This window comes from Carboxylicivirga agarovorans (assembly GCF_050589845.1).
Classification (GTDB): Bacteria; Bacteroidota; Bacteroidia; order Bacteroidales; family Marinilabiliaceae; genus Carboxylicivirga; species Carboxylicivirga agarovorans.
In genome coordinates, this window is sequence record NZ_JBNGPA010000006.1 from 216545 (window position 1) to 238176 (window position 21632).

General features: G+C 41.7%; 22 protein-coding genes. 4 read left to right on the top strand and 18 right to left on the bottom strand.

Features of this window, described 5'->3' with window-relative positions:
- Positions 1-114: 114 nt before the first annotated feature.
- The 10 genes from ACRD69_RS09270 to ACRD69_RS09315 all read right to left on the bottom strand — a co-directional run bounded on the left by ACRD69_RS09270 (position 115) and on the right by ACRD69_RS09315 (position 8330).
- Positions 115-912 (bottom strand): flavodoxin family protein, encoded by a 798-nt coding sequence (locus ACRD69_RS09270; RefSeq protein WP_430814795.1) that lies wholly within the window; start codon positions 910-912, stop codon positions 115-117.
- Between the two features lie 377 nt (positions 913-1289).
- Positions 1290-1679, bottom strand: a complete 390-nt coding sequence (locus tag ACRD69_RS09275; RefSeq protein WP_430814796.1) for an SRPBCC domain-containing protein — start codon at positions 1677-1679, stop codon at positions 1290-1292.
- Between the two features lie 171 nt (positions 1680-1850).
- On the bottom strand, positions 1851-2222 hold the full coding sequence (locus ACRD69_RS09280; RefSeq protein ID WP_430814797.1) for a hypothetical protein: 372 nt from the start codon (positions 2220-2222) through the stop codon (positions 1851-1853).
- 154 nt (positions 2223-2376) lie between these two features.
- Positions 2377-3060: a dethiobiotin synthase gene (gene bioD / locus ACRD69_RS09285; protein WP_430814798.1), complete on the bottom strand. Its 684-nt coding sequence runs from the start codon at positions 3058-3060 to the stop codon at positions 2377-2379.
- A gap of 2 nt (positions 3061-3062) precedes the next feature.
- Positions 3063-3854 carry a malonyl-ACP O-methyltransferase BioC gene (gene bioC / locus ACRD69_RS09290; protein WP_430814799.1) on the bottom strand — a complete coding sequence of 264 codons (792 nt, stop codon included), beginning with the start codon at positions 3852-3854 and terminating at the stop codon, positions 3063-3065.
- Complete coding sequence (locus ACRD69_RS09295; RefSeq protein ID WP_430814800.1) at positions 3848-4528, bottom strand: DUF452 family protein; 681 nt, start codon at positions 4526-4528, stop codon at positions 3848-3850. Before ACRD69_RS09295 ends, bioC begins: the two co-directional genes overlap by 7 nt.
- Positions 4518-5690 carry an aminotransferase class I/II-fold pyridoxal phosphate-dependent enzyme gene (locus ACRD69_RS09300; protein ID WP_430814801.1) on the bottom strand — a complete coding sequence of 391 codons (1173 nt, stop codon included), beginning with the start codon at positions 5688-5690 and terminating at the stop codon, positions 4518-4520. Before ACRD69_RS09300 ends, ACRD69_RS09295 begins: the two co-directional genes overlap by 11 nt.
- Positions 5687-6976: an adenosylmethionine--8-amino-7-oxononanoate transaminase gene (bioA, locus tag ACRD69_RS09305; protein ID WP_430814802.1), complete on the bottom strand. Its 1290-nt coding sequence runs from the start codon at positions 6974-6976 to the stop codon at positions 5687-5689. The genes ACRD69_RS09300 and bioA overlap by 4 nt, the downstream gene beginning before the upstream one ends.
- A 10-nt stretch (positions 6977-6986) precedes the next feature.
- The gene (bioB, locus tag ACRD69_RS09310) at positions 6987-7979 is read right to left on the bottom strand and encodes a biotin synthase BioB (RefSeq protein ID WP_430814803.1); all 993 of its coding nucleotides are present in this window, start codon (positions 7977-7979) and stop codon (positions 6987-6989) included.
- Positions 7980-8033: 54 nt separating this feature from the next.
- Entirely contained in the window at positions 8034-8330 is a 297-nt protein-coding gene (locus tag ACRD69_RS09315) for a hypothetical protein (RefSeq protein WP_430814804.1), read from the bottom strand.
- 312 nt (positions 8331-8642) lie between these two features.
- Between ACRD69_RS09315 and ACRD69_RS09320 the strand changes: the two genes are divergently transcribed.
- Complete coding sequence (locus tag ACRD69_RS09320) at positions 8643-10049, top strand: amidophosphoribosyltransferase (RefSeq protein ID WP_430814805.1); 1407 nt, start codon at positions 8643-8645, stop codon at positions 10047-10049.
- 298 nt (positions 10050-10347) lie between these two features.
- The gene (locus tag ACRD69_RS09325; RefSeq protein ID WP_430814806.1) at positions 10348-11043 is read left to right on the top strand and encodes an XRE family transcriptional regulator; all 696 of its coding nucleotides are present in this window, start codon (positions 10348-10350) and stop codon (positions 11041-11043) included.
- A 181-nt stretch (positions 11044-11224) separates the two neighbouring features.
- On the opposite strand, the gene ACRD69_RS09330 is transcribed toward ACRD69_RS09325, so the two are convergent.
- The 8 genes from ACRD69_RS09330 to ACRD69_RS09365 all read right to left on the bottom strand — a co-directional run bounded on the left by ACRD69_RS09330 (position 11225) and on the right by ACRD69_RS09365 (position 19169).
- Complete coding sequence (locus tag ACRD69_RS09330; protein WP_430814807.1) at positions 11225-11779, bottom strand: 2-oxoacid:ferredoxin oxidoreductase subunit gamma family protein; 555 nt, start codon at positions 11777-11779, stop codon at positions 11225-11227.
- 29 nt (positions 11780-11808) lie between these two features.
- A complete protein-coding gene (locus ACRD69_RS09335) occupies positions 11809-12573 on the bottom strand; it encodes a thiamine pyrophosphate-dependent enzyme (protein WP_430814808.1) in 765 nt (254 codons plus the stop codon).
- A gap of 3 nt (positions 12574-12576) precedes the next feature.
- Complete coding sequence (locus ACRD69_RS09340) at positions 12577-13659, bottom strand: 3-methyl-2-oxobutanoate dehydrogenase subunit VorB (protein ID WP_430814809.1); 1083 nt, start codon at positions 13657-13659, stop codon at positions 12577-12579.
- Positions 13660-13690: 31 nt separating this feature from the next.
- Complete coding sequence (locus tag ACRD69_RS09345) at positions 13691-13927, bottom strand: 4Fe-4S dicluster domain-containing protein (protein WP_262326404.1); 237 nt, start codon at positions 13925-13927, stop codon at positions 13691-13693.
- 121 nt (positions 13928-14048) lie between these two features.
- Positions 14049-15368 carry an aminotransferase class I/II-fold pyridoxal phosphate-dependent enzyme gene (locus tag ACRD69_RS09350; protein ID WP_430814810.1) on the bottom strand — a complete coding sequence of 440 codons (1320 nt, stop codon included), beginning with the start codon at positions 15366-15368 and terminating at the stop codon, positions 14049-14051.
- Between the two features lie 89 nt (positions 15369-15457).
- Positions 15458-15982 carry a flavodoxin gene (locus tag ACRD69_RS09355; RefSeq protein ID WP_430814811.1) on the bottom strand — a complete coding sequence of 175 codons (525 nt, stop codon included), beginning with the start codon at positions 15980-15982 and terminating at the stop codon, positions 15458-15460.
- Between the two features lie 76 nt (positions 15983-16058).
- On the bottom strand, positions 16059-16757 hold the full coding sequence (locus tag ACRD69_RS09360; RefSeq protein ID WP_430814812.1) for a hypothetical protein: 699 nt from the start codon (positions 16755-16757) through the stop codon (positions 16059-16061).
- Between the two features lie 351 nt (positions 16758-17108).
- Positions 17109-19169, bottom strand: a complete 2061-nt coding sequence (locus tag ACRD69_RS09365) for an acetate--CoA ligase family protein (protein ID WP_430814813.1) — start codon at positions 19167-19169, stop codon at positions 17109-17111.
- Between the two features lie 242 nt (positions 19170-19411).
- Between ACRD69_RS09365 and hydE the strand changes: the two genes are divergently transcribed.
- Together hydE and ACRD69_RS09375 are read left to right on the top strand one after the other, a co-directional pair.
- Complete coding sequence (gene hydE, locus ACRD69_RS09370; RefSeq protein WP_430814814.1) at positions 19412-20506, top strand: [FeFe] hydrogenase H-cluster radical SAM maturase HydE; 1095 nt, start codon at positions 19412-19414, stop codon at positions 20504-20506.
- Positions 20507-21244: 738 nt separating this feature from the next.
- Positions 21245-21445, top strand: coding sequence for a hypothetical protein (locus ACRD69_RS09375; RefSeq protein WP_430814815.1), 201 nt, complete (start codon positions 21245-21247; stop codon positions 21443-21445).
- Positions 21446-21632: the final 187 nt, after the last annotated feature.

The window sequence follows — 21632 nt, forward strand, 5'->3', positions numbered from 1 at the left end:
TTAATATGCCTGAAAACGGATTATGTATTTAAACCTTTATGACTCTTCCCATTGACCTTACGTTAATGAACGTTCTGCATCAAAAGGGTTGCCTTAAAAGTAAGCCTAACCTATTTATAAGGGAATATTAATCTCGATCTCTTTCCTGTCTTTATTTTTATCGATCAGGCGCTTTTTTGTAATCATATACATCAGGCCGCTGAATTTACGCGCTCCGTATGGACATACATCAATACAACGGGTGCAGGAGATACAGGCTTTTTTATCCGTCTTTTTTGGATTGCGTGCATCAATGGCACTGACGGGACAAGCCTGAACACAACGCCCACAAAAATTACAGTCGGCACCAGCCTTAGCTACAAGTGGTACAACACCCTGGGGGCGATTTGACATGTCATCTTGTGTTTTAAATTCGCCACCGTTCATAATGCGCGAATGCATTATACTCTTCTTGCCGAACTGACAGGCATTATCCAGGTCCCGTGCATCCGGCCGTCCTTTGCCCAGCTCAGGAAACATGGAATGACGCGATACAAATGCCCCTGAACTAATGGGTATAAATCCTGCCTCAACACAAATATTACTTAATTCACTGAGTGTATTTTCGTAATGGCAGTTACCATAGGCACAAGCTATAATGGTCTTGGCCCCATTACCTTTGATCTGTGATATATACTGAGCCGCCAAAGCAGGTACACTGCCCGAGAAAGCAGGTACTCCCACAACAGCTATATCACTTGATGATAGCTCAATGGGCTTATAAATACCTTGTGTTATATCATGAATTACCAGTTCTCCTGGTATACCTCCGGCAATGGCCTCTACTATCTTTTTGGTAGAGCGGGCCGGACTGAAAAAGATGGCGTGCACCTTTTGTTGATCCATTTTAGTGGTTCCTGTTTGCTGACACATGGGTTATCAATTATCAGGCTGATTAACAACCGTGATATTTACAGCAAAAGTATTGGATTAATGAACCTCAAAAATTGACCGAAGTCATGCTTATACTATGTTGCACAACAGCTTCGGTTAAAAGTATCTAAAAGTAGTGAATTGTTATTTTATAATTGCTTGATCAGTTTAATTGAGAAACTGTCGAACTGGAAAACTGTTAAACTGGGAAACTGTCGAACTGATCAATTGTCGAACAGATCAATTGTTGATGCAATATAGCCACACATAAGATTATCCATCTGATTATCTTACTTTTACATATCAAGACATCTCACATCCAACATCCAAACATCGTACATCCAAACATCCCTACATCTCACATCCTAACATTCCTCTTACTCCACTTCCAGAAAGGTTTTAACAGCACCCAGGTAATAATCATTCCAGCCTTCCACAATATCATCGTAGGCATCTTCCGGAATATTAGTGTGTAACAGATCTATCTGTACTTTAGAGCCTCCCTGGGGAAAGAACTTAAGCGTAACTATCGAAGGTTCATCCTGCTCTCCAAAATACCACTCCTGTACAATCTTTTTCTCCTCTTCCACTTCCAGCACACGACCACATATATCACCCTCCCAAAGAGAGAATTCAGAATCAGGCTCTTTACTCATTACTGCAGGGTAACCACTCCACAGCTCAATGGTAAAAGGATTGGTAAAAGCTGCAAAAGCATCTTCCATTTCAGCCTTTACTTTAATGCGTGTCTTAAATTCTTTGTACATATTCAGTTCTTTTCAGCAAAGAAAAGGAAAATTGATGAACTGCTAAATTGATATGTGATTTGTTTACTAACACCGGGTTGTTATTAACACTAGCTGGTATTAGCAACTAAAAAAAGAACCTGCGGCAATACGCCGCAAGTTCCTGTGTCCAAGCCAAATCTGATAGTATCGTTATATACCTAATGCCTTTGTCAGATCTGCCACCCTGTAGAAGTGAATTTTTGATATATCTTCCATCTTGGTGCGTAAACCTTCATGATCTGTATAGTATTGATGTTTTTGGGTTATTGGAAAATCCTTATTATAAAATTGCAATTCATTCTCCTGAACCTTAATCCTGTTGATCAATCTATTAAGTTGCTCTGTATGTTCGTCCAGCACCATTAACTCAACAGTATTAAGTTCTTCGATATTCTGCTCATGCTTTACTTCCTCATTTCTGACCTTCAGAATATCTATCTCCTTCACAAATAAAGAAAGGCGATTTTTCCATAATTTATATTCAAAATCAAGATCGATCAAATTTATATTTCCCCCTTTCATAGTGCGTGGTTTTAATCATTAGCATTAAAAAGTTAAGAAAAAAGAAAAACAAATGCAGCATTTAAATGAAAATATATCCTGACACAAGGTAAATAAGGATGTTGTCAACAGCTGATAATTAGTTACAACAGGCGTGATAAATCATTACTGGATTTTATTCCACAAACCAACCATTCAATTGCAAACTGGTATTTGCCTCTTCCCTTTCTACCAGTGGAACTTCTCCCCATAAGGCATCAGGAAAATATGACCTTAAGAAGCGCTTTAAAACCCTGGCTGAATCTTTTGTTATTTCGGGTGCTGTTACAGGATAGTGATTGTAAATAACTCCGTACAATGGAATATTCCTGGATTTCATGACTTCCAGTGTCAGCAGAGTATGATTGATCGACCCTAAACGCCCCGAAGTAACCAAAATAACCTTAAAATTATGTTTCTGCACATAATCAACTAGCATTAAATCATGATTTACAGGTACCATAAGCCCACCAACACCTTCAAGCAAAACCGTTTGGTAAAGTTGCTCAAGCTCATAAACTGACCTATCCAGCTTCTCTTCTGATATCTGTGTTCCTTCCATTTCGGCAGCCAAATGCGGACTGGCAGGAAACTTAAAAACATACGGACAGGTCAGGCCTGCTTTGTCTTCTGGCAGTAAATCAATCCCCATTAAACGCCGGTGCACTTCAATATCTTCTGAAACGGTATCACAACCTGTTTGCGACAGCTTCATGCTTATCACATCTTGTCCCTTGTCCTTTAAGTATTTTGCAAGTAGTCCGGTAACAAAGGTTTTGCCGGCATCGGTATCAATTGCCGTAATAAAATAGGTAGCCATTGTTATTTCTTTTTAAAGATCATTAAATAAGGATGGTAGGTCAAAGGATAAGCGTTTGTTTGCGCAAACGCTTCATAAGCCAGGTTAAAGGCCTGCATAGCCCCTTTGCTCCATTGACAATGTGTAACACTGTTAACACCTGTGTAGCGCATATGCCTGAGCACATCAGCAGGCTTATCAAACCACATTCGCTCTTGCCATTCCTGGAATGCCACCAATTCAAAATGACCAGCTGCAGCTGTACATATTTGCTCTTTCACCTGATAATCAATACCATTACCTGTAATACTTTTAATCTCGTGGTAATTATCAGGGCCGAAGGACGATAACACGAGATAGCCTCCTGTTTTTACGACAGATGATAACTTACCGAAGAAGCGAGGTAGCTGCGTTATCCACTGTATAGTTGCCCCCGACCAGATGCTATCCTGCATTTTTGGAAATTCCAGCATTTCTGCATCACCAGCAATAAAATCATAATGCCGGATCCTGTTGCCCAGTATGGACCGGTTTAGATGGCTGACTTCATCAACCAAATCGTTACCCACATAGTTATTAAGAGCAAATTCCTTTACGATCTGCTCGGTCAGTAATCCAGTTCCACATCCTAACTCCAGGACATCAGGCTGTTGATGAGACAATACGGGCTTAGCCATCTTCACCAGTTTGATGGCCATTTGCCGCTGCACATCAGCATGGGCATCATAGGTTGTAATGGCTGAGCCAAAACGTTTCTTGAGCAAGGCTTTATCAACAGCCTGCACTTCTTTTCCTGTTTCTGTTGCGACTAACATTGACTCTTGGCTAAATTGATTATTTCGTCCCAGCTATTGAAGCTGTAAAAGCAAAAATGCCCGCTTTCCAACTCATGTACCTTTGCATCTTGCTCCCAAAACCGAAGCTGATTTGTTGTTGGGAATATCATATCATTACTCCCCACTATTGCCTGCTTGTAGAATTCTCCGTTCAGCTTTTCTACTTTAAAATGCTGAAGCAACAAGAACAACTCATTCTTTACCTCTTCAAATTCTCGTTGAGGCTTATTGTCTGCAAACTGTTGCCATGCATACTTATCAGAGAACATACGGCGTTGAAACTTTGCCAGGTTCTTCTCATTCAGTCCGGATAAAGTACCCATGGCTATTGGAGCCGGAATACCAAAGTTTTTATCAACAGGACGTGTGGTTCCATTGATAGCAAGCGCAGTACATAACTTTTCTTTTAAAGGAAACAGGCTTACCTGCGCCACCCAAACACCAAATGACCAGGCAACAACAGCAACTTTTTCATAGCCATTGATGGCTTTCAGGGCTTCTTCAGGCAGCCTTAAATCACGATAGTCGTTTAGCATCAAAACATCATGTTCCTCACTCTTCAAGAATTTAAAAGGATGCTCATCACAGCTCCAGCCATTAAAAAAGAGCAGCAGTTGTTGTGAATTATTTCTATGTAACCACTTACATTTCATTGCTTTGTTTTTTATTGTCAGGGATAAAACGCATTAATCTCTCCAGATCGTTTAGTTGCAGATCGGCGGTCAATGATAGTCGCAAACGCGCTGTATTGGCCGGAACAGTAGGTGGACGAATGGGAAATACCAGAAAACCTTCTTTGCGCAAGTGCTCTGATAGCTGCACCGCCACCTTATTAGCACCTGCCATTACGGGCATTATATGACTTCTATGAACCTTGTAGCCCTTTGCTGCCAGTGCCTTTTGCATGTAGGCATAAAGCTTGTTCAGCTGATCACGATTGGAGCTCATTTCAGGCATGCGTTCAATGATAAACTTTGTCCAGGCCATATTAACCGGAGGTAAGGCGGTTGTATAGATCAATGTTCGGGCCTTATTGACCAATAGCTCTTTCAGGCTGTGATTCATAATAGCAAATGCCCCAACAGAAGCATAGGCCTTGCCCATGGTGCCTACCAGCAAATCTATCTGTTCAGTAACATTCTCCTGCTCACACAAGCCCAGTCCCGTCTCACCCAATACACCTACAGCATGTGCCTCATCTACATAAAGCAGGCAGTTGTACTTCTCCTTAAGGGCTATGAGACCATGCAGGTCAACCAGGTCACCGTCCATACTAAAGACCGATTCCACCACAATGAACACCCTGTTATAGTGGCTACGCTTCTTTTCCAGCAGTGCGTTCAACTGATCGTAATCCAGGTGACGAAAACGCTGGTGATCTGCTTTACTCAGGCGGATACCATCAATAATACTGGCATGACACAACTTATCAGAGAGGATCAGGTCGCCTTTATCAGTCAATGCCGGCAATATCCCCATATTGGCATGATAGCCACTATTGAAGAACAGGGCAGCTTCGGCTTTATAGTTGGTCCTCAGTAATTCCTCCACCTCATCGTAAAGCTTGTTGTTGCCGGTAAGAAGGCGCGATGACGAAGCTCCAAAGCTGAGCCAGGCTTCATTGGATTCAAACTGCTGAATAAATGCCTGTTTTAAGGCCTCATCAGTGGCTAATCCCAAATAATCATTTGATGCCAGGTTCAGCATCTTTTGCCCCTGAAAATAACAGGAGGCATCCTCCAATGGCTCAACTGCTTTCAGCTTCCGCATCAGGCCTGCCTCATTAATCTTCAGCAACTGCTCGTTGTAATTCATCGTTCTCCCTCCTCTTTAACAACCACATATACAGCCTTGCATAATTTTTCTATCTCTTCATCAGTAATAATAAAGGGAGGCATCAAATACACATTACGGCCAAAAGGACGTACCCAAACACCCTGTTCTACAAAGCGCTTTTGCACAACTGCCATATCCACTGCTTCATGCAACTCAACTACACCGATGGCTCCCAGGCAACGCACGTCTTTTACATCAGGCAGTTGCTTACATGCACTCAAGCCCTGCCTGAGTTGTGATTCAATATGTTTAACTTTTGTTTGCCAGTCAGACTGTAACAGCAGATCGATACTGGCATTGGCTACAGCGCAAGCCAGAGGATTTCCCATAAAGGTAGGTCCATGCATAAATACTCCCGGCTGGCCTTTGCTTATTATTTCAGCAACAGCAGTACTTGTCAAAGTGGCTGAAAAACTCATATAGCCCCCGGTGATCGCTTTGCCCAAACACATAATATCGGGCTCAATACCGGCATGTTCACAGGCAAATAACTTACCGGTGCGACCAAAGCCTGTGGCAATCTCATCGGCTATTAACAGTACCTGATAATGCTCACACATGCTTTTGAGTTCCTGTAGGTATAGGGCCGAATAAAACCACATGCCACCTGCTCCCTGTACAATGGGCTCCACTATTACGGCAGCTATATCCTGGTGGTGCTGTTCCAATATCTCGCGCATTGAATCCAGATCTGCCTGTACATCGTCATTACCAAAGCGACACTGTGGTTGTGCTGCAAAATAATGTACCGGCAGGGCCTTATTGAATATATGATGCATGCCTGTCTCCGGATCACAAACAGACATGGCATTCCATGTATCTCCGTGATAACCTGAACGAATAGTGGCAAACTTCGATTTATCACGCTGTCCCCCGGCTATCCAGTATTGAAGAGCCATTTTCATGGCAACTTCTACGGCCACTGAACCTGAATCACAATAAAACACCTTTTGCAAAGACGGAGGTGTTATATCGAGAAGCTTTTGCGTCAGCTCAACAGCAGGCTCATGCGTCAGGCCACCAAACATTATATGCGACACCTGTTTTAATTGCTTCTCTGCTGCTGCATTTAAAACAGGGTGGTTGTAACCATGGATAGCAGCCCACCATGACGACATACCATCGGTCAGCTCACGTCCGTCCTTCAGGTATATGCTGCAAGCCTCGGCACGTTCAACCGCATATACAGGCAAGGGCTCAAGCATGGATGTATAAGGGTGCCAGATATGCTCGCGATCGGTCTTTATCAACTGGTGTGTATTCATTGTACTAGTATTATCCTTTACAGCAGGTCTCTTTTGCCGATAAGCCTTTATCAATGGAGAATCCGGCATTCTTAAATATTTCCTTATCCTGGGCTATATTCGTTCCCACAGTTGTCAGATAATCACCCACCAATGCTGCACTAACTCCTGCTTTCAATACCCGGTCCTGAATATGTGCAATCAGCTGGCGACCGCCTGCCAGGCGAATGTTAGCTTTTGGATTTATCAGACGGAACAATGCAAATGTTGTCAACACCTCTTCATCTGTTAATGGAGAAACATCGCCTATCTTTGTTCCTTCCACTTTCATAAGAATATTGATAGGGATAGACAGAATATTCAAGTCACGCAGGGTAAAGGCCATCTCTATGCGTTGTTCCATGGTTTCGCCCATACCGATGATACCTCCGGAACAAACGCCCATACCAAGCTCCTGCGCCAGTTTGATGGTCGTGATCTTCTCTTCCATGGTGTGTGTCGTACAAAGCTGACTAAAAAAAGATGGTGCCGTTTCGATGTTACAATGGTAATGCTTCACTCCTACCTCAGCCAGTTGTTCAAGCTGCTCTCTTTTTAACAGACCCATCGAAGCACAAAGCTGAATATCTGATTGCTGCCCGATCTTTTTATACACACCACACAGCTCATTTAGATTGCGGTTAGAAAGGGCTCTGCCACTGGTTACCAAAGAAAACTTATTGACTCCCTGGCTGGCATTTTCCATAGCCTGCTGTTCCGCCACCTTCATATCAACCAATTCGTATTCATCAACCTTGGTTTTGTGAAAAGCCGACTGCGCACACCACTTACAATCCTCTGAACAACGCCCCGAACGAGCATTTAAAATGGAACATGTGTCCATTTTATTACCCATAAATTGCTGTCGGACTTCATTTGCTGCCGCATAAAGATCTTCCTTATTTGCCAAAGACATCAATTGAAGTGCTTCGTCATGATCAACTGCACCACCGTTTAAAATTCGCTTTTTAATTTCCTGAATCATACCATCTAAAATAAAAAACCGTCAACAGGACAAGCCTGCTGACGGTTAGTAATATCATCTTAATTTATTATATGCATCGCCAATAACATCAGCAGTTGTTACTAATGTTATCATTTCAACTTCGCCCAGCTCCAGCTCATCTACATCCTCTTTATCAAAGGATTTGAAAGCCAGCTCCAGCTCTGTTTCAACATGTAAGATCAATTGTCCGATACATTGCAGAAGTGCAACAGACAAGCGACCAATGTGTATAACATGGCTCAGTGATCCAAAAATGGCGTATCCTTTGCGACTCCACCTTTTGAATACACCTGCAGTACGGTGCCTCTTGTTTAATACCGGAAAATTCATGACTGCAAAACTAACGCTTAGTTTTCACATCTGAAATACAATACAATTTGCTTTGCAACATATCTGCAATAATTGTTCATAACTTTTTAAGCGTATTACTGAGTGATAATAGCGGCAAAAACAGACCAATTGGTCATTTCACTTTCCCCTATCATAATGCCCTTAAGCTGGCATTTTTTGATCATAATATGTCATTGAGTCCTCATTTAGAATTAAAACAAATAAGAATAGAAGCCAAACAACTCTGAGCAAACCACTTATAAATATTTAAATTAGTTGGCTTAATACCTCATCACAAAAAATTTAATACACATGAGTGGATTTTTTGGCAGCATTTCTAAAAGTGACTGCGTAACGGATGTTTTTTATGGGACCGATTATCATTCTCATTTAGGAACAAAACGAGCCGGAATGGCTTTTTTCAACCCCCAGAAAGGTTTTCAGCGGGCCATCCATAGTCTTGAAGATGGCTATTTCAGAAACAAGTTCGAATCAGATATTGAGGACTTCGATGGTAACAGCGGCATAGGTGTGATCTCAGATACAGAAGCACAGCCAATTATAGTGACGTCGCACCTGGGACGTTTTGCTGTTGCAACGGTTTCTAAAATTGTTAATATCGACGAGCTGGAAGAGCGCTTTATAAAACAACACCGTACCTTTTCAGAAACAAGTCAAAGCAGCATTAACCCAACCGAACTGGTGGCCATGCTCATTGCTGAAGGTAAAACCTTTAAAGAGGGAATTGAAAATGTTTACAACAGCATAAAAGGTTCCTGTTCAATGTTGGTTTTAACTGAAAATGGCCTGTTGGCTGCCAGAGACAAATTAGGTCGTACACCAATCATATTGGGTAAAAAAGAAGGTGCATACGCCGCTTCCTTTGAAACCTGTGCTTTTTCTAACCTGGACTACGAAATTGAAAAATACCTGGGTCCCGGAGAAATAGTAAACATTACAGCTGACGGATATGAGCAGTTGCGTGAGCCTAATAAGAAGATGCAGGTTTGCTCTTTCCTATGGGTTTACTATGGCTATCCACCATCGTTCTATGAAGGAATCAACGTTGATGAAAGCCGTTATCGTTGTGGCGCTGCCCTGGCTAAACGAAATGGAACTGACGCTGATTTTTGCGCAGGCATACCTGATTCGGGCGTCGGACATGCCATGGGATACAGTCATGCAACAGGTATTCCTCTAAAGCGTCCTTACTCAAAATACACACCGACATGGCCCCGCAGTTTTATGCCTCAAAGCCAGAAAACACGTGACCTGGTTGCAAAAATGAAGCTGTTGCCAAACAAAGCACTGATCGAAGATGGCCGGGGCATCTTTTTAGACGATTCCATTGTACGCGGAACCCAGTTAAAGGATAATGTAAAAGACTTGCACAAGGCAGGTATCAAAGAAGTACATGTGCGCATTGCCTGCCCGCCGCTTACCTATCCATGCGAGTTCCTGAATTTCAGCCGCTCCCGTTCCAACATGGATTTGGCTACCATCAAGGCAGCCTGCAAACTGGAGGGTAAGGAAGATGTGGATATGAAAGAGTATTCAGACTGTCATTCAGATAAGTATAAGGCAATGGTTGAGGAAATCCGTCAGACACTGGATTTGACTACCTTAAAATTCCAACGGCTGGATGACCTGGTGGAAGCCATTGGTTTACCCAAAGAAAAACTGTGTACTCATTGCTGGGATGGCTCCAGTTACTTTTAAACAGAATTATAATTGACACAATATAAGCCGGCGTAAGTCGGCTTTTTTTTTACACCTTCTCTACCACGCAAAGGGTAGGATAGCTATCGTAATTGCCCGGCAGCAGTGTCCTTTGCTGGAAATATTTTTCATTTAATACATCCTCTTTATTTACAATTTGTTAAGTCGCTTCACGAAAAAACTCAATAATCTCACAAAGAATAGATAAACATAGTACAATGCAAAGCTCAGCAAAATAATAAGTGGTATACGAATAAAAAACTACCTTTGCCGCTCATTTTTTTTGAGTAAGCTTCACATGCACTATTTATCAGATAACCTCATATACCTACGCAGTCTAAGAAAACAGACACCTAAACAGATCGCGGAACACTGTCAATTAAACGTTTCCACATATCGAAAATATGAAAACGGGAAAAGCCTGCCCCGAACAGGCAACCTGCTAAAATTAAGTCAGTGCTTCAGTCGAACGATCGACGAGTTGCTAAGCCTGAATCTTAAAGAAGCAGACAAGCAAGTACCCGACAATCTGAAAGGTGAGAAAATACGCATTCTGCCCATCGTCGTTGATGAAACAGAGGAAAACGAGCATGTATCACTGGTACCTGTGAAAGCATCAGCAGGCTATACGGCCGGTTATGCCGATGCTGAGTTCATTGCCGATCTGCCTCGCTTTTCACTGCCATTTGCCGAATTATCCAACCACCGCACCTATCGTGTATTTCAGATCGAAGGCGACAGCATGTTGCCCATAAAAGCAGGTTCCTACATCATTAGTGAGTATATTCAAAACTGGGAAACGCTTAATAAGAAACAGCCCCACATCATCATTACAAAAGATGATGGCGTGGTGTTTAAGCGCATACATATTAATGAGCAGAACATGCTTGAACTGGAGTCGGATAATAAGGAATTTGACACCTATACCCTTCCTTTAAACCAGGTTATGGAAATATGGCAGGCTCGTGGTTATGTCAGCTTTGAGTTTGACTGATAAGCTGCATCTGTTTAGAGGGGTGACAGGTGTGAAGTTCTTTCTCTATGGTTTGTGTAAAAATATATGCCTAAACCTAGATTTTGGTTGTGATCCGAAATCAATGCTGGATTGTATAGCTGTAACACCATAAAAAAAGCGCACCTAACGGTGCGCTTTAAACTTTATGAATAAGTGAAATTTATTCCACTAACGAAACTTCTTTGATGACCTCACCACCGCGTGCAATTGCTTTTTCATTCATAGGAATCAAGTGGTGATGACGCTCAGGTAATGATTTCTTCAATCCGGCGATCACATTTTCCATTTTAACCAATGGTTTCACCTGAAGATATCCACCTAATACAATCATATTAAACGTCTTAACAGCATGCATGCGTGCTGCTTCTTCAGTAGCATCAACACGATAGATGTTAATATCTGTACGCTCCGGGTGACGTGTAATACCATTTCCGTCGTAAATCAATGTACCACCTGGCTTCACGTCTTTCTCAAACTTATCCATCGACTGCTGGTTAAGAATGATCGCCGTATCATATTCGTGCAAAATTGGTGAGCTAATGCGGTCGTCACTTAAAATAACAGTCACGTTAGCAGTACCACCACGCATCTCTGGTCCGTAAGCTGGCATCCATGATACTTCCATGTCTTGCATTACGCCTGAGTAAGCTAAGATCTTACCCATTGAAAGTACACCCTGTCCACCAAATCCGGCTATTACTATTTCTTCTTTCATTTCTTACAATTTTAAAAGATTAAACCGAACTACTCGTTTTTAATATCTCCAAGTGGGTAGTACTGGAACATGTTCTCTTCCATCCACTCGTTAGATTTAGTCGGACTCATTTTCCAACCAGAGCTACAAGTAGCAACAACCTCTACCAAAGAAGTACCTTTGTTGGCTGCCTGGTTTTCAAAGGCCTTTTTCAAGGCTTTTTTAGTCTTACGCACGTTAGCTGCCGTATGAACAGACTGACGGGTTACATAACAAGTTCCTGGTAATTGCGCCAACAATTCAGAGATCTTGATAGGTGCACCATCGTGGCTTACGTCACGACCAGCAGGACAAGTAGAGGCAGGCATACCAGGTAAGGTTGTAGGAGCCATCTGACCACCGGTCATACCGTAGATACCATTGTTGATAAATACCATCACAATGTTTTCACCACGGTTACAGGCATGAATCGTTTCAGCAGTACCAATAGCGGCCAGGTCACCGTCTCCCTGGTACGAGAATACGTTCTTTTCAGGCATTAAACGCTTAACGGCTGTAGCCAATGCTGGTGCACGACCGTGAGCAGCTTCCTGCCAGTCAATCTCTAAGTAATTATAGGCTAACACAGAACAACCCACCGGAGCAATACCAATAGTTGTCTCCTGCATACCCAATTCTTCGATTACCTCAGCAATCAATTTGTGCACTGTACCGTGGCTACATCCAGGACAATAGTGCAATTCGTTCTCTGAAAGAACATCAGTCTTTTTATAGATGATGTTTTCAGGCTTTATAATTGTATTAATATCTGACATTGCTTATCCTCCGATTAATTTTTGCTCCAATGCTTCAACAACTTCGCCTGGTGAGTGTACTGAACCACCAAAGCGACCGAAATGCTCAACAGGCACTTTACATTCAACAGCCAGTTTCACATCTTCAACCATCTGTCCGGCACTCATCTCTACCGATAAGATACCTTTCATTTGTTTAGCTCGTTCCTGAAGCTGCTTCGTTGGGAACGGATATAAAGTAATAGGACGTAACATACCAACTTTAATGCCCTTCTCACGAGCCAACTCAACTGACTTCTGACAAATACGGGCACTTGATCCATATGCTACGATCAAATATTCAGCGTCATCACACATTACTTCTTCAAACAACACTTCATTTTCTTCTACCTTCTGGTATTTATTCTGAAGTTTGTGGTTGAAAGCCTCCTGAACAGATGCTTCTAACTGTACTGAAGTAATAATATTTTTATCGCGGTTAGCTTTTTTACCTGTTGTAGCCCATGGGTGATTTTCTTCGATGTACTCACTGGTCCAGCGAGGTTGGAATTCTTTCAACTCCACTTTTTCCATCATCTGACCAATAACACCATCAGACAGAATCATAACCGGGTTACGGTATTTAAATGCCAGATCAAAAGCTGTTTCAACAAAATCAGCCATCTCCTGTACTGATGAAGGCGCTAAAGTGATCAGTTTATAATCACCGTGACCACCACCTTTTACAGTTTGGAAGTAATCCGACTGAGCAGGCTGGATAGTTCCTAATCCAGGTCCTCCCCTAACAACGTTAACAACCACACAAGGCAATTCTGCTCCTGCAAGGTAGGTTAAACCTTCCTGCATCAAACTCACGCCCGGACTTGAAGAAGAAGTCATTACACGTTTACCACATCCGGCACCACCATATACCATATTAATAGATGCGATCTCACTTTCCGCCTGCAATACAACCATCCCGGTTGTTTCCCAAGGCTTTTCAAGCATGAGGGTTTCCATTACTTCCGACTGAGGAGTAATAGGATAACCAAAGTAACCATCCACACCTGCGCGGATAGCAGCTTCAGCAATCGCCTCATTACCTTTCATTAATTTTAATTCTCTCATGTGTGACTAAATTTCCTTTATGAGTTTTACATTAAGCAGTAGCTCCTGCCTTAGCGCGATAAACAGTAATACATGTATCGGGACAGATAATCCCACAGTTGGAACAACCGATACAGCTATCAGGATTTGCCATATAGGCGTAGTGATAACCCTTGCCGTTTACTTCGGCAGCCAATTCAATTACCTTTGTAGGGCAAGCCGTAGTACAAACGCCGCAGCCTTTGCACCTTGCTGTATCCACTACAATTGCACCTTTTGCTTTTGCCATATTATTGAGTCTTTAATAGATGTTACAAATTTAAACTAATGTCGCAAATTTACACATGACGACAGTCAGTATTTACCTGTTTTTTAATGTTATATAACAGGTATCAATTTATCACAATTAGCTATGCATTGTGCGCACTAAACGCCTCCAGGCGAACCCGCAGGTCTTCAAAGCGCTCGCTGCCGGTTTGCGAAACACAAGCTCGCAGGCTTTCTTGCTTGCTACCGGTTTTACCTAATGTGATAGCACTGATTCCATAATACAGAAGTTTTTCAAGCAATTGTCCGCCTGTCAAACCTTTGTACGAAACAGTGAAATAAAAGCCATCAGCCAATGGCTCATCAATATCTTTATCGTATGTAAGGTTAAATCCATTCGCTAAAAACAGATCTTTCATCACTTTACCACGCTCTTTATAATCTTTTACTTCTTCAAGAAAGTTAAAATCGCCATCGTTAGCCGCCTTTAGCATGGCCGCCAAGGCATACTGAGCCGAGTGCCCTGTTCCTGAAGAAAGCGCATACAATACTCGTGTAACCAACACCTGCCCATACTTCGCCACTCCAAAACGCTCTTCAAGATGAGCATATTTACGATGATACAATGCATCAGACATGCATGTCAGGCTCATTCGCTGTCCTGCATAACTAAACGCTTTAGAGCTTGATATAAGCAGTACGTAATTATCAGTATAGTGCCCCACAGAAACCTGGTACGGCGCTTCGAAAGGCCTTGACAGGTCACTGCGAAAATCCATTGCAAAATACGCCAGATCCTCTATAACAACAACATCGTATTTCGTTGCCAACTCACCAATGATCTTTAATTCAGATTCGGTGAAACACACCCATGTTGGATTGTTAGGATTAGAATATACCACAGCGTTGATTTTCCCGGTCTTGAAATAGGACTCTAACTTTTCACGTAAAGCCTCACCACGGTAATTATACACATCAAACGACTCATACTTGTATCCCAGTACATCCAACTGCTGTTTTTGAACCGGAAATCCCGGGTCTATGAACAACAATGTATCACGTTCCTTGTATACCTGTCCGCAAACCAGGAAATTGGCATATGACCCTTGCATAGAACCAACGGTAGGCACGCAGCACTCCGGTGAAATATCAAGATTAAGAAAGGCTTTCACAAAGCGGCTTGCTTCTTCTTTCAAAGGCTTGATACCCTCAAGCATTGGATACTTGGAAGCCACACCTTTTTTCAAAGCCTCAATTTCGGCATTGGTAGCGATTTCAGGTGGCATAAGCCCTGGAACACCCATTTCCATGCGGATGAACTTCTTCCCGCTTTTCTCTTCTATATCATTGACAATTGAAACAATTTCACGAATTGTTGCATTATTCAAATCTCCAATCTGATACTTTGCCAAAACTTCATCGACAATTTTAGCATCAATTGGTGTATTAGTGTGTGGTTGCATGTGCTTAGTTTTCTAAAGGAATGACGATAATTCCCTAAAAATTAGTAACAAAAAGGGTGGTACAAAGCACCACCCCATCAGTTATATCATTAATAACCAAACTCGTTAATGAGTCGGTTAATCCAATTTTCTACACGGACATCTGTTTTATCAGACTCGTTATCCTCATCTACCGGTAAGCCCAGAAACTGACCATCTTTAATACCTTCAGACTCTTCGTAAGTATACCCGTCTGTTGAGCAAAAACCAACGAGTTCAGCCGCTGTATTTTCAAGGCGCTCATACATCCACCCCAGTGCATCAACAAAATGCTGAGGATACTGAACGTGATCACCTAAACCATACATAGCCACTTTTTTACCACCCCAGTTAACTTTATCAAAATGCGTTACAAACACATCCCAGTCAGTATCTTTATGTTCAGAATCCCAATTGGTTTTACCAATGGTAGACATACCAAAGATTAACTTATCAAATTGTTGAAGAGCAGCTTCGTTAGCATTTTTAACTGCCACTAATTCAACTTTACCGGCACCAAATTTACTTTCAATAACGCGAGCAACCTTCTCGACGCTACCTAATTCAGGACCATAAAAAATACCAATCTTAGACATAGTTATTGATTTTTACAGAAGTGTTTATATTTATTCAAATATGCTTTTTTTAACCGAGATATGCAACCGTTCAAACTCACGAAGCTTTCTTATTTGCTGCGATAGCAAGCAGTACACCCAATACAATTCCCAATAACGCAGCGAATAACACCCTGTATTCGGCAGGCATTAAAAATGTGATGGTGTGTGCCGGTATCCAAAAGAATGGAATCGTCTTTTTAAATACGAAATTCCATTGCATACCCCAATCCATTTCTTTCATTATTTTACCGAAGGCCACCGGTTTTAACAAACAAGCCAGCTTACCTCCATTGGCAACAATATGCGTATCAGTAATGCGATGCAAGGTCATCATTACCGGCGCATAAATAAGATTCATAGCAGCACTGATACTGAAAGCCACTAACAATTTAGAAGATGAAAATGGCTGCTTCATCACTTCCAGCGCGTCTGACATACCCATTTTCTCAAGAAACACAGGAACTCCGGAAGCAAAAATAACAAATGCCATTTTAATAGTTAAGCCCAACAATCCCCATATGACCGCCCGGGGCAGAATTCCAAAACCATTAGCCGTATACCGCCCTGTTTTAATGCGCAAACCAATCACCTCTCCTAAAGTCGCCAAAATTGCAAACTTTAGAAAACTCATCACCATTGGATGTTGCAGGTTGAAATGCGTGTACCAGCTAAACACTGCATCACACAAAAAGAAAGGCATAAAAAACACCACAACAGCCAGCGCAAACAATATATCTTTAACAACTTTATTCATTGATCACCAATTTTGTTTCAAACCCTAATTAAAAACTGTCATAAATAACGAATTAATCAGATCATCAATCATCCATTAACACCTAATTAACAAGCCATTCAGAACATTTCAATTTGTAAGGCACCACAAAAATAAAAGGATTTTAGATTATTGCATGATTGGGAATGATGATTTAAATCAAGTTTAACGCTAAATTTCTTTAAAGACAGTCATAACGCACTTCTCAGGATGTAAAAATATTTCACACCCTTCTTATTTAAAGAAATTTATCTCTATTGAATACTGAGCCAATAAAAAAGCCGGCCTTCCATTGAAGCGCCGACTTTTTCATCATTATCAATACACAAACAGTTACTTCTCAATCCGTATGCGGGCATCCACGGCAACAATTTTTTCACCCTCGCCCAACAACGGATTTATATCCATTTCTTTAATTTCAGGAGCATGACACAGCATATTTGATAAGCGCGCTACAATTTCAGCATACTTATTTTCATCAATACCTTTTTGTCCTCTTACTCCCTCTATAATTTTATAGCTTTTTAAACCTCTGATCATCCCTAAGGCTTCATCGTGATTCAAAGGTGCCAGACCTGAACTGACATCCTTCAATACCTCGATAAAGATACCGCCCATTCCGCACAATACCATATGACCAAAGCCAGGCTCATAGGTAGCACCTACAAACAATTCCTTGCCACTTAACATGGCTTGCAACATCACGCCGGTAGCATCCTCTATCTTCATCATGCGATCAAACTCAGCCTTCAACTGTTCATCTGAGTCAACACCCAAGACAACACCACCAACATCTGATTTATGAACAGGCCCCACAACTTTCATCACCACAGGATAACCAACCTCAGCAACAGCGGCCTGTAAATCCTCAACCTTATCGCTTACAAATTCTTTTACACGTGGCACACCAGCCGCATCCAACAGTTGCTGCACTACTTCAGGCGCAGCGTAACCATCTTCCTGGCCTTCAATAATACGGCGAACCTCATCAACGTCAACACCATCATTATTTACACCTGCCATCACAGGTTTTGATGTATTATATATTTTAGAAAGTGCATTCCCAAATAATACCTCATCAGGGAAATTAACATTACCCATATTGATAAACATCTCAATATCATCCTTCACATTAACCACTGATGGCAGAATCGGATAGATCGGCTTCTTACACTCTCTTATCTTCTGATGTAATACTTTATAGACTTCCTCATTGGAGAATAAACCAGGACTACCAAACACCACTGCCATGGCATCGATGTGGTCAAAATCATTCTCACACGCATCAATAATATCACCAAGCTGTTCTGCTGTTCCGGTAGCTAAAAAGTCAATTGGATTGGCCACACTTGATCCCGGATACAGCTTCTCTAACAAGGCTTCTGCTTTTGGTCCTTCAATGGCCGGCACTTCCAAACCACCATTTGACAAGGCATCCGTCAACATTACAGCCGGTCCGCCGGCATGAGTAATAATGGCAACATTCTTACCCTTTAATTCCTCAACCATAAAGACAGCTGCCACATTAGCCAACTCCTCACGGCCATAACAACGAACGATACCCGCTTTCTTAAATAGGGCATCCACAGCCAGATCACTACTAGCCAAGGCACCTGTATGACTTGAAGCAGCGCGACTACCGGCATCTGAACTACCTGCTTTAACAGCTGCGATCTTACATCCTTTATTAATCAATGAAGAAGCATGCTTCAACAACTTCTGCGGATTATTGACACTTTCGAGGTACAACAACTTGATCTTAGAGCTCTTCCCCTCAACATAGGTATTATCCAGGTATTCCAACACCTCTTCAACGCCAGTCTGAGCACTGTTACCCACCGAGTAAACGCTATTGAACTTAAGCCCTTTTGCCATTCCCGCTTCGATAATAAAAACAGCTGTAGCTCCCGACCCTGAAATAAAATCAGCACCCATTGGCTCCAATGCAGGAATCGGTGTTGTAAACACACTACTATGATTTGTTGTTAATACGCCCACACAGTTAGGTCCGATCAAACAACCACCTACTTCATTGATAGTATCAACGATCTGATGCTCCAGGGCGGCTCCTTCTTCATTCTCTTCACTAAAACCAGCCGATATGATAATAAAGGCTTTCGTTCCTTTTTGTTTCGCCAACACCTCTATTGTCTGCGGGCAGAATTTTGCTGCAATAGCTAAAACGGCCAGATCAATATTCTCAGGCAAATCAGCCACATCGCGGTAAGACTTGATCCCCTGAACTTCATCACTTTTAAGATTAGTTACATACAAGTCTCCTTTATAATTACCGTCTACAATATTCTTAAGAATCTTACCTCCTGGTTTCATGACATCATCAGAGGCTCCCACCACAACAATGCTTTTCGGATTAAGAAGTTGTTCGTTTATCATCTGTTTAATGTTTTGTCTGTCTATATCTGGAATTGCGTTTTTAAAGAAAGTCATGCATAAATATGATTTAAATCATAAGCTTTTAAAAAGCCTATAAATAAAGATACTAACACAACCTCAACAACAACTCAAATAACTTTTGGTAACAATTTGTTACCTGCGCAAAAATACACGAATGATTCAACTTTCAAACCATTGGCTATTGATTTTTTGTTATTTTTACGCAATCTAAAAAGGGAAAGATGAGCACAGAAAGAATCCGGAAAATCATTAATAACAAAGAACTTAACAGGGAAAACCTAAGCTATTTGATTGGTCTGGAGGGCGAAGAAAGAGACTATTTTTTAAAGTCTGTTGGTGAAGAATACGTCAAATCGCTGGGAAAAAAGGTGTTTTTCAGAGGTCTTGTCGAATTTTCAAATTATTGTACCAAAGACTGCTATTATTGTGGTATTCGAAAAAGCAACAGCCACTCTGAACGCTATGACATAGATGACAAAGCGATCATTGACGCTGCTAAATTCGCACACGAACATAAATACGGCTCACTGGTCCTTCAGTCGGGCGAAAGGAGCGACAAAGCTTTTACAGAGCGCATTACAAGCCTTCTGAAGAAGATCAAAGAAGTCACAAAAGGAGAGTTGGGCATTACCATCTCACTGGGAGAGCAAAGCGAAGAAACCTATAAAGAATGGTTTGCAGCAGGAGCACATCGTTACCTCTTACGAATTGAAAGCTCCAACCGGGATCTTTATTACAAGATCCATCCTGAAGATGAGAAACACAACTTCGAGGCACGCATCAATTGTCTTCGCTCCCTTCAGAAACATGGCTATCAAACCGGAACTGGCGTGATGATAGGATTACCCTTCCAAAACTATGATGATCTTGCCGATGACTTATTATTCTTTAAGGAATTGAATGTTGACATGGTTGGTATGGGACCTTTTATTGAACATACCGAAACACCGTTATATGATTTCAAAGATGAACTGTGGCCCATTCAACGAAGATTTGAGGTAGCCTTGAACATGATAGCAACACTGCGCCTTTTAATGCCGGATATCAATATTGCAGCTGCCACGGCTCTTCAGGCTATCGATCCAATGGGTCGTGAAAAAGCACTTCGTTACGGTGCCAACGTGATTATGCCAAACATTACACCAACAGCTAACCGTAAGGATTACACCTTGTACGAAAACAAACCTTGTACCGACGAAGGCGCTGATGACTGCTCCAACTGCTTGAGCATCCGTGTTGAAATGGCAGGTCGTGAAATAGGCTATAGCGAATGGGGCGATTCAAAGCATTTCTTCAAAAGAACAGGCAAAGATTAAAGCAAATCAACAAATTTCATACGACTAAGTCACTCCACTAAGATAGCAGAGGTAGGCTATAAAGGTATTCTTTGGGGGTAATTTCTTGTTAGTAGTTTGATCGATGTTTATTCGACCAAAATTGAATAAATATGGGGTCACGCGCATAAATCGGACCTGTATATTAAGCTTAATCACAATCGGGCATTGGCCATGCCGGTGCATGGGACAGAAGTACCCATGTGAACAATTGTTGTTGTACCGGGCTATGATGTGTCAGACCTACAGCCTGCTATTTACAGCTTGGGAATCAAATCCGCAGGAATTAATCCGTTAAATCCCATTACCCCGATGGCTATCAGGGCGTGGTCAAAAGAAAAAGAAAACCGTGGTTTCATAGGAAGTAGAGTATTGTACAATACCAATGATTTAAATAAATAAAAAAGAATGAACCACGAATTACACGAATTGTGCAATCGCTACGCGATTACTATGGCGCAGCAATAATCCGTTAAATCTGATTACCCCGATGGCTATCGGGGTACACGAATTATTGACTGGACCATTTGATTATTGTTACAACTAATCGCTAAGCTATTAGATAATTCGTGTAATCCGTGTAATCCGTGTAATCCGTGGTCAAAAGGAAGAAATCCGTGGTCACAAAAATCATTTTCTTAGTTCATCAATATAATTCAACGCATATAACTTAAACACAATCGGGCATTGGCCATGCCGGTACATGGGACAGAAGTACCCATGAGAACAATTGTTGTTGTACCGGACTATGATGTGTCAGACCTACAGCCTGCTATTTACAGCTTGGGAATCAAATCCGCAGGAATTAATCCGTTAAATCCCATTACCCCGATGGCTATCAGGGCGTGGTCAAAAGAAAAAGAAAACCGTGGTTTCATAGGAAGTAGAGTATTGTACAATACCAATGATTTAAATAAATAAAAAAGAATGAACCACGAATTACACGAATTGTGCAATCGCTACGCGATTACTATGGCGCAGCCAGTTTCTTCGGTATTTGTGGCAGTCAACTTCGGAACCGCATCGGAACGTGTTCGGTAATCCTTCGGTAATTGTTCGGTAATTGTTCGCTACGCGCGTAGCCAAAGCAATTCCGAACAATTACCGA